Genomic DNA, 12,101 nt, shown 5'->3' with positions numbered 1-12,101 from the left:
AAGGGGTTTATTTAGATGTTATTGGATTGTATTAGATTGAGAAGTGGTGGACCCTCAGAGATTCGAACTCTGGGAGGTATAACCCTCGCTGGTTTTCAAGACCAGTGCATTCGACCAACTCTGCCAAAGATCCACTTTTTGTATTTGTAAGTTTTAAAGTATAAAACTGGAGGTGCCACCCAGATTTGAACTGGGGATAGCAGCTTTGCAGGCTGCGGCCTTACCACTTGGCGATGGCACCAGTTATCTTTCATATCAATGGTGCCCGGGGCCGGACTTGAACCGGCACAGTATTGCTACCGGGGGATTTTAAGTCCCCTGCGTCTACCAATTTCGCCACCCGGGCATGTATGAATGAATTCACAGTTTATAATTTAAATGGAGCGGGAAACGAGGTTCGAACTCGCGACCCCGACCTTGGCAAGGTCGTGCTCTACCACTGAGCTATTCCCGCAATTTTTGTCACTTATGTTTTTAAGTGAGCGGAATTATAGCCGTTTTATTTATGTTTGTAAAGAGTTTTTTAACCAAATATAAAAAAAAATGGTATAATCGCGTTTATAATTTAAATATACATATATTTTGGGCTTCCTGCCGAAGGTTGCTATGCCCTTTGGGTAAAAACAAGTGTTCAGAAAAAAATTAAGGATTCTTATGAGAAGTGACATTATCAAAAAAGGTTTTGACAAGGCACCACATCGCTCACTGCTTCGTGCAACAGGTTTAAAAGATGAAGATTTTGACAAACCGTTTATAGGAATTGCCAATAGTTATATTGACATTATTCCTGGGCATTTTTTCTTGCACGAATATGGCGAAATTGTAAAAAAAGCTATTCGTGAAGCTGGTGGTGTTCCATTTGTCTTTAACACGATAGGCGTTGATGATGGTATAGCTATGGGACATGAGGGAATGCTTTATTCTCTTCCATCTCGTGAGATTATTGCTGATTCTATAGAAACAGTTATGAATGCTCACCAGTTAGATGCAATGATATGTATCCCTAACTGTGATAAAATCGTTCCAGGTATGATTATGGGGGCACTTCGTGTAAATGTTCCTACTATTTTTGTTTCAGGCGGTCCTATGGAAGCTGGACATAAAAAAGATGGTACGCCAATCGACCTTGCTACTGCATTTGAAGCAGTTGGTCAACATGCCGAAGGAAAGATGACAGACGAAGAACTTTATGAGATTGAGTGTGAAGCTTGTCCAAGTGGTGGAAGCTGTTCTGGTATGTTCACCGCTAACTCTATGAATACTCTCTGTGAAGCTATGGGCATTGCACTTCCAGGTAATGGAACTATTTTAGCAATGACTCCTGAGCGTATTGAGCTTGTTAAAAAAGCAGCAAGACGCATAGTTGAGTTAGCAAAAATGGAAAATAATTCTGCGTATAATATGAAAAATATTTTAAATGAAAAAGCCATTCATAATGCATTTGTTGTAGATATGGCTATGGGTGGAAGCTCAAATACTGTTCTTCACCTTTTAGCAATTGCTAGAGAATCAGATATAGAATATAAAATAGAAAATATCAATAAAATAGCAGATAAAGTTGCACATATTGCTAAAATATCTCCATCATTAACAACTGTTCATATGGATGATGTTGACAAGGCTGGTGGTGTAAATGCAGTTATGAAAGAAGTAAGTCGTCGTAGTGGACTTCTTCATCTTGATTCTCTTATGATTTCAGGTGAAACTTTAGAAGAAAGAATAGCAGATGCAGTTATTTTAGATGAAAATGTTATTCATACAAATGAAAATGCTTACTCTCAAGTTGGTGGTCTTTCTATTTTATTTGGAAACCTTGCTTTAGAGGGTGCGGTTGTTAAAACGGCAGGAATCGAAGCAAATATGAGACAGTTCAAAGGAACTGCTGTATGTTTTGACTCTCAACCAAAAGCTATTGCTGGGATTATGAGCAAAAAAGTAAAATCTGGTGATGTTGTAGTTATTCGATACGAGGGTCCAAAAGGTGGTCCTGGTATGCAAGAGATGCTAGCTCCAACTGCTCTTATCCAAGGGATGGGACTTGGTTCAAGTGTTGCACTTATCACAGATGGTCGTTTTTCAGGGGCTACAAAAGGTGCATCTATAGGTCATGTTTCTCCTGAAGCCGCTGAAGGTGGAATGATTGCTTTAATACAAGACGGTGATGAGATAGAACTAGATACTGATAAGCACCTATTGCAGTTAAATGTAAGTGAAGATATTTTAGCTAAAAGAAAAGCTGCATGGAAACTTCATAAAAATGAAGTTAAATCCAAGTGGCTTAAGAGATATCAACTACTAGTTTCAAACGCATCTAATGGTGCAGTATTAAAAACTGAACTTTAAAAAGGAAAATAATAAGTGAACGCAATCGCTATAAAACACAATGATCAAATCATTGACTTACAAACTGCTGAAGAACTTGGGTTTGAAGGTGAGCAGATTCATCTTGATAACTCAGAGGACTCTTTAGAAGTTCTTCGTCACTCAACAGCACACTTGATGGCTCAAGCTATTAAGTCACTCTACCCAGATGCTCTCTTTTATGTAGGACCAACTGTAAAAGAAGGTTTTTACTATGACTTTAAAACGGAGTCTGAGATAGGTGAAGGTGACCTTAAAAAGATTGAAAAACAGATGCTCTCTTTTGCTAAGAAAAAGTATAAAATAGAAAAATACTCTATATCTATGGAAGAAGCAAAAGAAAAATTTAAAGATGATCATTTAAAATTGGCTGTAATGGACAGAATTACAGATGATACTGTTAGCATCTATAAACAAGGTGAGTTTGAAGACCTTTGTAGAGGTCCACATCTCCCATCTATTGGACTTATCAGATATTTTAAACTAACTAAAATATCTGGTGCTTATCTTGGTGGAGATTCTAAAAATGAGATGTTAACTCGTATATATGGTATAGCATTCGCAGATAAAGAATCGCTTAAAGCTCATATGACGATGTTAGCAGAAGCTGCAAAGCGTGACCATAGAAAGATTGGTGCAGAGATGAAGCTTTTCACTTTCCGTGAAGAAGTTGGAGCAGGTTTCCCTATTTGGCTTCCTGCTGGTGGAAGACTTCGTGCAAGATTAGAGAGCCTTCTTTATAAGGCACACCGTAAACGCGGTTATGAGCCAGTTCGTGGACCAGAAATGCTAAGAAGTGATTTATGGAAAATTTCAGGTCACTATCAAAACTATGGTGAAAATATGTATTTCACAAAGATTGATGATATAGAGTTTGGGATTAAACCTATGAACTGTGTTGGTCATATAAAAGCTTATGAAGATGAACTTCACTCTTATAGAGATTTACCAATCAAGTATTTTGAATATGGGGTAGTTCATCGCCACGAATTTACGGGTGCTTTACATGGTTTATTTAGAGTTCGTGAATTTACACAAGATGATGCTCATATCTTTTGTACAACAGAGCAGATTGAAGAACAAATCATAGAAGTTGTTGATTTTGTAGATAAAATTATGACTACTTTTGAATTTGAATATAAGATGGTGATTTCAACTAAACCCCAAAAAGCGGTTGGAAGTGATGAAGCTTGGGAAGTATCTACTCAGGCACTTAAAAATGCGATGGATAAAAACTCTTTAGCTTATGAGATTGATGAAGGTGGAGGTGCATTTTATGGTCCCAAAATCGACATTAAAATCACAGATGCCATAGGTCGTGAATGGCAATGTGGAACAATTCAGTTAGATTTTAATCTACCTGAAAGATTTAAACTTGAGTATAATGGCGAAAATAATGATAAAATACAGCCAGTAATGATTCACAGAGCAATTTTAGGTTCTTTTGAGCGTTTTATTGGTATATTAACGGAACATTATGCTGGTGAATTTCCAATGTTTATTGCTCCAACGCAAGTTGCTATTGTACCAATTGCTGATACACACAATGCTTACGCTAAGGAACTATCAGATAAACTTATCGACATAAATGCCGATAGTGAGATATACAACAAAAATGACTCTTTAAATAAGAGAATCAGAATAGCAGAAAAAACGAGAGTTCCTATGCTTGTTATCATAGGTGATGAAGAGATTGAAGGTAAAACTGTTGCGATTCGTGATAGAAGAACTAGAGAACAATACAATCTAAGTGAAGAGGAATTCTTGAAGCTTATACAAACTAAAATAAATGAGGTAAATTTTTGAGTAATAGAAAAGACCGTGTAATAATGAATGACGATATTCGTGCATCTGAGTTAAGATGTAATATAGATGGTGGAGAATCTTTAGGGATTATCTCAACTGATGAAGCAATGGACAAAGCAAATGAATTAAATCTAGATTTAGTTCTCATAGCACCAGAAGCGAAACCACCAGTTGCCAAGATTATGGACTACGGTAAATATAGATACCAAAAAGAAAAACAACTCAAAGAACAAAGAAAAAACCAAGTTAAAATTGTTGTTAAAGAGATTAAATTATCTGTAAAAATTGCTGAAAATGATGTGGCTTATAAAGTTAAACATGCAAGAGAGTTTTTAGAGAAAGGTTTTCATGTTAAGTTTCGCGTATTTTTAAGAGGTCGTGAAATGGCACATCCAGAAGCTGGAAAAGAAGTTCTTTTAAGAGTTTGGCCAATGGTTGAAGATATAGGTGTTATGGAAAAACCACCTAAATTTGAAGGTCGTTACTTTAATATGTATGTTACTCCTCAAAAGTAGTTATTAAAAAGTATCGTTAAATTTTTGTATAATCAACACCCTCTTCGCAAGTAAAGATGAGATTTTGAACAATTTCATCTTCATTTGTTTTTCCTTCACCAAATTCATCTAAAAATTGCATCTCAATTTTTTTATCTTTTTGAGCGGTTATTTCGCCATAATTTAAAAGATATTCAATAGTTAAATCATTCATAATGTATCCCTTTATGAAAAGATACAAAAAAAAAGTGTGAAAAGAGTGTAGAGCTAAAATCTTACTTAGAGATTTTTGCTTTTAACTCATCTTCGTTTATAGCTGAAGTCACATATTTAATAACTACAAGTTTTTCATTTTCATTTATATACCATTCTGCGATATGCTCATGTTCTAGTTCTTCAAGCTTAGTTGCATCTACGCTATCTTGAGATAAGTATAGATGCGAGTGTTTTATTGGGTTTTGTAATTTTAGAGTCCATAGCAACCAAATAGTAGCAGTTACGGCAATAGAGATACCAATAGTTTGTCTATCGCTAATGTCGAGCATCAGACCTGTAAAAGTACCACCTACAAAGGTAGCAAAATAAGCGATAGAGTTAGAAATACCTAAAGCTGCACCTTTTTGATGAACTTTTGCAAATTTTGTTATCATTGATTGAACTAAAGGTTCCATCATATTAAAAGCTATAAAGAACATTGAAACACCAACTATAAACATAGTGCTGTTTGTTGTAAGTCCCATAGTCAAAAAAGCTCCAATGAACAGAACAATAGAGATGAGAAATATCTGTTTTGGTTTGTTGTACTTTTCACCAAATACTGCCGCTGGTCCCATAGCGATAAGACCAAGAACCATAGCAGGAAGATAAGCCATGTATAAATCTGACTTTTCCCAAGCAAAAGCATCACTAGTAAGAATGATGGGAATAAGAACAAAAGCAGCTGTCATAAGACCTTTTTGCATAGCGTTTATGATAATCATATTTAAAAGATTTGGGTCTTTTAAAATATCTGAAGTTTTTACTACACCATGATAAATATGTTTGATTCTTGGTGGTGTTGGAACTTTAGTAAAAAGAATAGCGATAGATAAAATAGATAAAACAGCAGTTATGATAAAAAGAGTATCAACACCATATGAAGCACCTATGATTGGACCAAGTCCCATAGCAAGTGCAAAACTCATAGCGATAGAGCCTCCCATGATAGCCATAGCTTTACCACGAATTTTCTCTTCAACTAAATCTGAAATCATTGCTGTTATAACAGAACCAATAGCACCAGCACCTTGAAGAAATCTACCAAACATTAGAGTGTATATATCAGTTGAATATGCACAGATAAGTGAACCAACAAAAAATATGAGAAGACCAACTAAAATGGTTGGTTTACGACCTATCTTATCACTCATTGTTCCAAAAGGAATTTGAAAAATTGCTTGAGTTAAAGCATATCCACCAACTACAACTCCAACAAGCATAGGAGTTGAGCCTTCAAGTTCAAGCGCATATATAGAAATAACTGGTAAAACTAAAAAAAGACCTAAAAATCTAAGTGATAGTATCGCGGATAGAGGGAAAACTTTTTTAAACATGTGTTGCCTTAGTAAATTTAGTATATAATCATAAGATTATATATAAAAAATTATTACATTTAGTATAAGGAAAAAAAATTGAAATTAGTTTTAGCTACATCTAATAAAGGAAAAGTTAGAGAGATAAAAGCACTATGTGAAGATTATGAAGTAGTGGCATATAGTGAACTTATAGAAGAGTTTGAAATAATCGAAGATGGAGATACTTTTAAAGAAAATGCACTTATAAAAGCAAGAGCAGTATTTAAAACACTTGGGGATGAAGAAGCAATAGTTTTATCTGATGATAGTGGGATTAGTGTTGATGTATTGAATGGGGAACCTGGCATCTATAGTGCTAGACATGCAGGTATAGATGCAAATGATAAAGATAATTTGTATAAACTTATAGATGATATAAAAGCTAAAGGTGTAAAAGAATCATCTGCTCACTATACAGCAGCGATAGCGATTGTTACAAAAGATTATGAATATTGTGTTCATGGTTGGATGTATGGTACGGCACACGCTGAAGCAAAAGGTGATGGTGGTTTTGGATATGACCCTATGTTTATTCCACTTGGATACGATAAAACTTTGGGTGAATTAGATGAAGAAATTAAAAAAAGTTTATCTCATAGAGCTAAAGCTTTAAGTTTGGCAAAAAAGATTCTAAAAACATTATAATAAAACTCCGTCCTTGGAGTTTGTAGCTAATAGTTTATTCCCTTAATAGCTTCACGATTATAAAAACTTTTTACTTAGCGCATAAAAAGAATACTCTAATCTACTTAGAATATTTTGTAAATGGGCGTTATATCCGCTAATTGCTTGCATGATATCTCCTTTAACAATAATATTAAGGAAGACAAAGCAAATACTATTCCAGTCTAATTAAAAACGATTAATAACAGGACTCCAAAAATAATTCGATATATTCCAAAAGCAACAAAGGTAAAGTTTTCTAGAAATTTTAAAAATAGTTTAATAGTTACAAAAGCAACTAAAAATGAAACAACAAAACCAACTGCTAAAACGAGAAGGTTTGCTTCATCAAACTCATGATAATGTTTTAGTAAATCATAAGCAGTAACAGCACTCATAACAGGAAAAGCAAGTAAAAAACTAAACTCTGCACTTGCTTTTCTACTGATGTTAAGAAGTAAAGCCCCGATGATTGTAGAACCAGCTCTACTTGTGCCAGGTATGAGAGCAAATACTTGTGCAAAACCAATTATCATAGCTTGTTTTGTAGTTATCTTTTCTACATCAGTTATCGTTTTAGAGCTATGCTCTTTTATGAAAAATTTCTCAACTATTAAAAAAACAATACCTCCTACTATAAACATAACTGCAACTATATTGATGCTAAAGAGTGCTTTTATTTGTGAAGAAAAAATAAAGCCGACAACGCCAATAGGAATAAAAGCTAAAAAAACTTTACTCCATAAAGAAATTTTACTAAGAGTAAATTTGTCTTTATAGTTGAAAAAGACTGCTAAAATCGCAGAAAACTGAATGATAACCGAAAAGGCTTTTGTAACAGAAGTTTGCTCAATTCCTAAAAATTCACTAGCAACTATTAGATGCCCCGTAGAAGAAATGGGTAAAAACTCCGTAAAGCCTTCGATAATTCCTAAAATAATAGCGTCAAAGATATTCATATTTATCCTTAGGGTCAGGTGTCAAATTTCAAATTTTTAATGTTGAAAGAAACTAAAGAAGAAGTTACTCCAAGCTCTTTAGCAATACTAGTTTGAGAGTATCCATCTAAGTAAGCTTTTTTCATAGCAATATTTCTTTGCATTTTATTCATAGTTACAGAAAAATAGTTTTCTAATTTTTTACTTCGTTCTTGTATTACATCAGTACTATTTTTATTTAACTTTTTACTCTTTTCTTCTTCTAGCGCTTCAATCTCAGCTTCACTTAAAGGCTTGTCTAAAAAATCAGCTAGTTCTTTTACGCTGTATTGCTCAAGCATCACAGAGTTTTTGGCACAAGGTACAATCTCCATCTTAGAGAGTATAGTGCTACCTAGTGCATAAGGGTACTCCCCAATTTCGCTACTCATTTTTGCTTTTATTGGATTATACTCTATATATTTGATAGTTTGGTAAAGGTAGGTGTCTTGGAGTATGTACCAAGATTTAAAGCGTCCTTGCCAGAGATGACCAGTTCGTTTATACTTTTTGTTAAAATAAATTGCATAGTTTGCATTGATTTGTCGCATAAATAAAGAGAGATTTTCTTTAGAGTTTTCTATTAAAAGATGATAGTGATTATCCATCAGACAGTAGTCATGGGTAATAACATCATGTAACTTACACGATTTGCACAAGATTGCCAAAAACATATCTTTATCTTGTGAAGTTGCAAAAATGTTAGTTCTGTTTACACCTCGGTTAACAATATGATGATAACCTGCAAGGTCTATTCTTGGTCGTCTAGCCATTTTTATAACCCTAATTTATTTTAATATGATTATAGCATAATTTGAAATTTGGTTCCTGACCCTATGACCAAATGGGAATTTAAATTTATTTCGATATAATACGAGGTTTTTATAAAAATATAAACTTCGTAGGAATATAAATGTTACTTTTTACGCCTGGACCAACTCCAGTATCTCAGAATGTTCGTAATGCAATGAGTGATGAAACTATGCACCATCGTACACCAGAATTTGAAGCAATTTTTGAGCAAACAAGAAAACATCTTTTTAATCTTTTTGCTACGGATGAAATTGTTATGCTTGCGTCTACTGGTACAGGTGCTATGGAAGCAGCTGTTATAAACCTTTGTCACAAGACTCTTCTTAGTGTAAACTCTGGAAAGTTTGGAGAAAGATTTGGAAAAATCGCTCTTGCTAATGGACTAAAAAATATAGAGATAAAAAATGAGTGGGATACACCTGTAAGTGTAGATGCTATTGTTGAAATACTAAAAACAAATAGCGATATAGATGCTATAGCAGTTCAGATTAGTGAATCAGCAGGAGGGCTTCGTCATCCTGTTGAAGAGTTAGCAAAGGCTGTAAAAGAGATAAATCCTAAGATTATGATTATTGCTGATGGTATTACTGCTGTTGGTGTTGAGAGAATAGATGTGTCAAATATTGACTGTCTTATTGCTGGTAGTCAAAAGGCACTTATGCTTCCTCCTGGTCTTTCAATTTTAGGACTTAGTAATGCTGGAATTGAAAAAATTGGAACAGGAAAAGGTTACTACTTAAACCTTGCATCTGAGATAAAAAAACAACGCCAAAACACAACAGCATATACAGCTGCAACTACTTTAATCATAGGACTTTTAGAAGTTTTACAGACAATAGAAAGGCAGGGTGGTCTTGGAGTTCTTTATTGTAATACTGCAAGACGCGCAAAAGCTACAAGAGCTGCACTTGAAGCGATAGGTTTGCATATCTATCCTTCTACTCCAGCAAAAAGTATGACGACTATTGATGACCCCGATGCTTCAAAAATTCGCTCTAGCTTAAAAGAAGAATATGGTGTAAATGTGGCTGGTGGACAAGACCATCTTAAAGGTAAAATATTTCGTATAAATCAGATGGGATTGATTGAAATATATGAGTCTCTTTGGGTAGTAAATTCCATAGAACTTATATTGCACCGTATGGGGCGATTAGAATATGCAGGAATTGCCTCTAAGGTATATAATGAAACTTATTTTAAGTCTGCATTAGAAAAAAAAGAGATATAAATGATACTAGAGCATGAGATTCCTAATGGAACAAAACTTTACTTTGCAAATAGTGCAAAAGTAAAAAGAAATATAGAAAACATTGCTAGTGAGATTCTTTATGATAATGGATTCCAAGAGATTGTAACTCCTCTTTTTTCATATCATCAGCATCTAAGCATCGCTGATGACAAAGAGTTAGTACGAGTAAATGATGCTCAAAACAACTCTTTATCACTTCGTGCTGATTCTACAATTGATGTTGTAAGAATAATCCAAAAGAGATTAGGTAAAAATACAGAACAAAAGAAATGGTTTTACATTCAACCAGTATTTCGTTTTCCAACTCAAGAACAGTATCAAGTTGGTGCTGAGTTTATGGATGAGAAAAATCTTTCATCTGTTGCAAACTTGGCTGTAAATATTTTTGATAAGTTAGAACTAAAACCTTTAATGCAAGTATCAAATATCAAGATACCAAAACTTTTAGTTGAGATGTTTGATGAGTTAACTCTTGAAGATTTTCGCCATATTAACATAGAGAAGTTTTTAAACTTAAAAGTTGAGTGGTTAAACAAGCTTGTTTATCTTCAGTATGTTGAGAGTATTGATGAAGTGATAGATATAGCACCAGAGTCAATCAAAATAGAGTTGATAAAAATGAAAGAGTTATGCTCCCAGATGTCATACAAAAATAGTGTTTTAGCACCAATGTATTATGCAAAAATGCTTTATTATGATGAGTTGTTTTTTAGATGTATAGAAAAAAATGAAGTATATGCAAGTGGTGGAAGATATAAAAATGAAGATTTAACATCGGTTGGATTTGCTATTTATACAGATGCACTTTGTGAAAATTTAACAAAATAAGATTTAAGAGAAAAAGAGGAAAATATGAAAAGAAATCAAGCAGACTTAATAGTAGGAATCCAGTGGGGCGATGAAGGTAAAGGTAAAATAGTTGATAAACTAGCACAAGAGTACGACATGGTTTGTAGAAGCCAAGGTGGTCACAATGCTGGGCATACTATTTGGGTAGATGGAGTTAAATTTGCACTTCATCTTGTTCCTTCAGGTGTTTTAAATCCTCATGCTATCAATGTTGTTGGTAATGGTGTAGTTTTATCCCCAGAGTCTATCATCAAAGAAATGGTACAGTTTGAAGGTCTTGAAGGTCGTCTTTATATTTCAGATAAAGCTCATCTAAATCTTTATTATCATGCTTTAATAGACCAAGCAAAAGAAAGACTAAGAGGTGACAAAGCTATTGGTACAACTGGAAAGGGAATCGGACCTGCTTATGCAGATAAGATTAACCGTACAGGTTTTAGAGTTGGAGAGCTTTTAAACCCTAGTAAACTTTGTGCATCTATCATTGAGTACTTTGAGCAAAATAGACAAATTTTTGATATTTATGAAATTCCAACACCAAAAGCAGATGAACTGCTTAAAGAGTTAGAAGGATTTAAAGACAAACTTGCTCCTCACATAACAGATACAACTCAGATGGTTTGGAAAGCACTAGATAATAATAAAAAGATTTTATTAGAAGGTGCACAAGGTACACTTCTTGATATTGACCATGGAACTTACCCTTTTGTAACTTCATCAGCGACTGTATCAGCAGGTGCTTGTACGGGTTTAGGTATCAATCCTAAAGACATAGGAAAAGTAACAGGAATCGTAAAAGCTTATTGTACTCGTGTTGGTAATGGACCATTTCCAAGTGAAGACTTTGGCGAAGATGGAAAAAGACTAGGCGTTCAAGGACATGAGTTTGGAACAACAACAGGACGAGCTAGAAGATGTGGTTGGTTTGACGCAATAGCTACAAGATACGCAAGTCGTTTAAATGGTTGTGATGAGTTAGCGCTTATGAAACTTGATGTTTTAGATGGTTTTGATGAAGTAAAAGTATGTATAGCTTATGAATTAGATGGAAAAGAGATAAATTATCTTCCATCAAATCTTGAAGATGTAACACCAATCTATAAAACTTTTAAAGGTTGGGATAACTCAGTTGGTGCTAGAAAGTTTGAAGACCTACCACAATCGGCTCAAGATTATGTTAAAATTATTGAAGAAATTTCACAAACAAAAGTTGGAATTATCTCAACTTCACCAGAAAGAGAAGACACGATAATTCTTTAACAAAAGGAAAGCATTA

The 12,101-nt window shown here is 34.2% G+C and carries 11 protein-coding genes and 4 tRNA genes; 7 read left to right on the top strand and 8 right to left on the bottom strand.

What is annotated here, in order from left to right; all coding sequences use genetic code 11:
• Nucleotides 1–44: 44 nt before the first annotated feature.
• The 4 genes from MOV50_RS05310 to MOV50_RS05295 all read right to left on the bottom strand — a co-directional run bounded on the left by MOV50_RS05310 (nt 45) and on the right by MOV50_RS05295 (nt 454).
• Nucleotides 45–133: transfer RNA gene (locus MOV50_RS05310), tRNA-Ser, on the bottom strand.
• A gap of 34 nt (nt 134–167) precedes the next feature.
• Nucleotides 168–241, bottom strand: a tRNA-Cys gene (locus MOV50_RS05305).
• Nucleotides 242–259: 18 nt separating this feature from the next.
• Nucleotides 260–346, bottom strand: a tRNA-Leu gene (locus tag MOV50_RS05300).
• Between the two features lie 33 nt (nt 347–379).
• A tRNA-Gly gene (locus tag MOV50_RS05295) sits at nt 380–454 on the bottom strand.
• Between the two features lie 200 nt (nt 455–654).
• Here MOV50_RS05295 and ilvD point away from each other — a divergent pair.
• The 3 genes from ilvD to infC are packed head-to-tail and all read left to right on the top strand — an operon-like array spanning nt 655 to nt 4,682.
• Nucleotides 655–2,343, top strand: a complete 1,689-nt coding sequence (gene ilvD, locus MOV50_RS05290) for a dihydroxy-acid dehydratase (protein ID WP_321779356.1) — start codon at nt 655–657, stop codon at nt 2,341–2,343.
• Nucleotides 2,344–2,358: 15 nt separating this feature from the next.
• Nucleotides 2,359–4,167, top strand: coding sequence for a threonine--tRNA ligase (thrS, locus tag MOV50_RS05285; protein WP_415846380.1), 1,809 nt, complete (start codon nt 2,359–2,361; stop codon nt 4,165–4,167).
• 23 nt (nt 4,168–4,190) lie between these two features.
• Complete coding sequence (gene infC, locus MOV50_RS05280; protein WP_321779641.1) at nt 4,191–4,682, top strand: translation initiation factor IF-3; 492 nt, start codon at nt 4,191–4,193, stop codon at nt 4,680–4,682.
• A 16-nt stretch (nt 4,683–4,698) separates the two neighbouring features.
• On the opposite strand, the gene MOV50_RS05275 is transcribed toward infC, so the two are convergent.
• Nucleotides 4,699–4,875 carry a hypothetical protein gene (locus tag MOV50_RS05275; RefSeq protein ID WP_321779355.1) on the bottom strand — a complete coding sequence of 59 codons (177 nt, stop codon included), beginning with the start codon at nt 4,873–4,875 and terminating at the stop codon, nt 4,699–4,701.
• A gap of 61 nt (nt 4,876–4,936) precedes the next feature.
• Nucleotides 4,937–6,253 carry an MFS transporter gene (locus MOV50_RS05270; RefSeq protein ID WP_321779354.1) on the bottom strand — a complete coding sequence of 439 codons (1,317 nt, stop codon included), beginning with the start codon at nt 6,251–6,253 and terminating at the stop codon, nt 4,937–4,939.
• Nucleotides 6,254–6,331: 78 nt separating this feature from the next.
• On the opposite strand from MOV50_RS05270, the gene rdgB reads away from it, so the two are divergent.
• Entirely contained in the window at nt 6,332–6,919 is a 588-nt protein-coding gene (rdgB, locus tag MOV50_RS05265) for an RdgB/HAM1 family non-canonical purine NTP pyrophosphatase (protein ID WP_321779353.1), read from the top strand.
• Nucleotides 6,920–7,122: 203 nt separating this feature from the next.
• Here rdgB and MOV50_RS05260 read toward each other — a convergent pair whose 3' ends face one another.
• Nucleotides 7,123–7,896 (bottom strand): undecaprenyl-diphosphate phosphatase, encoded by a 774-nt coding sequence (locus MOV50_RS05260; RefSeq protein ID WP_321779352.1) that lies wholly within the window; start codon nt 7,894–7,896, stop codon nt 7,123–7,125.
• A gap of 14 nt (nt 7,897–7,910) precedes the next feature.
• A complete protein-coding gene (locus MOV50_RS05255) occupies nt 7,911–8,687 on the bottom strand; it encodes a transposase (RefSeq protein WP_321779351.1) in 777 nt (258 codons plus the stop codon).
• A 140-nt stretch (nt 8,688–8,827) separates the two neighbouring features.
• Between MOV50_RS05255 and MOV50_RS05250 the strand changes: the two genes are divergently transcribed.
• The 3 genes from MOV50_RS05250 to MOV50_RS05240 are packed head-to-tail and all read left to right on the top strand — an operon-like array spanning nt 8,828 to nt 12,085.
• Complete coding sequence (locus MOV50_RS05250) at nt 8,828–9,955, top strand: pyridoxal-phosphate-dependent aminotransferase family protein (RefSeq protein WP_321779350.1); 1,128 nt, start codon at nt 8,828–8,830, stop codon at nt 9,953–9,955.
• Nucleotides 9,956–10,804, top strand: coding sequence for an ATP phosphoribosyltransferase regulatory subunit (locus MOV50_RS05245; protein ID WP_321779349.1), 849 nt, complete (start codon nt 9,956–9,958; stop codon nt 10,802–10,804).
• 24 nt (nt 10,805–10,828) lie between these two features.
• Nucleotides 10,829–12,085 (top strand): adenylosuccinate synthase, encoded by a 1,257-nt coding sequence (locus tag MOV50_RS05240; RefSeq protein WP_321779348.1) that lies wholly within the window; start codon nt 10,829–10,831, stop codon nt 12,083–12,085.
• Nucleotides 12,086–12,101 lie beyond the last annotated feature (16 nt).

It is taken from the genome of Sulfurimonas sp., assembly GCF_029027585.1.
Lineage (GTDB): Bacteria > Campylobacterota > Campylobacteria > Campylobacterales > Sulfurimonadaceae > Sulfurimonas.
The sequence above is the reverse complement of the archived record's forward strand: the minus strand, read 5'-3'. Positions and strand labels throughout refer to the sequence as shown.

Coding starts and splice junctions, on each gene's coding strand:
- MOV50_RS05255 (WP_321779351.1), bottom strand. CDS start 8,687: ATGGCTAGACGACCAAGAATAGACCTTGCAGGTTATCATCATATTGTT.
- MOV50_RS05245 (WP_321779349.1), top strand. CDS start 9,956: ATGATACTAGAGCATGAGATTCCTAATGGAACAAAACTTTACTTTGCA.
- MOV50_RS05275 (WP_321779355.1), bottom strand. CDS start 4,875: ATGAATGATTTAACTATTGAATATCTTTTAAATTATGGCGAAATAACC.
- MOV50_RS05270 (WP_321779354.1), bottom strand. CDS start 6,253: ATGTTTAAAAAAGTTTTCCCTCTATCCGCGATACTATCACTTAGATTT.
- infC (WP_321779641.1), top strand. CDS start 4,191: ATGAATGACGATATTCGTGCATCTGAGTTAAGATGTAATATAGATGGT.
- MOV50_RS05250 (WP_321779350.1), top strand. CDS start 8,828: ATGTTACTTTTTACGCCTGGACCAACTCCAGTATCTCAGAATGTTCGT.
- MOV50_RS05240 (WP_321779348.1), top strand. CDS start 10,829: ATGAAAAGAAATCAAGCAGACTTAATAGTAGGAATCCAGTGGGGCGAT.
- MOV50_RS05260 (WP_321779352.1), bottom strand. CDS start 7,896: ATGAATATCTTTGACGCTATTATTTTAGGAATTATCGAAGGCTTTACG.
- ilvD (WP_321779356.1), top strand. CDS start 655: ATGAGAAGTGACATTATCAAAAAAGGTTTTGACAAGGCACCACATCGC.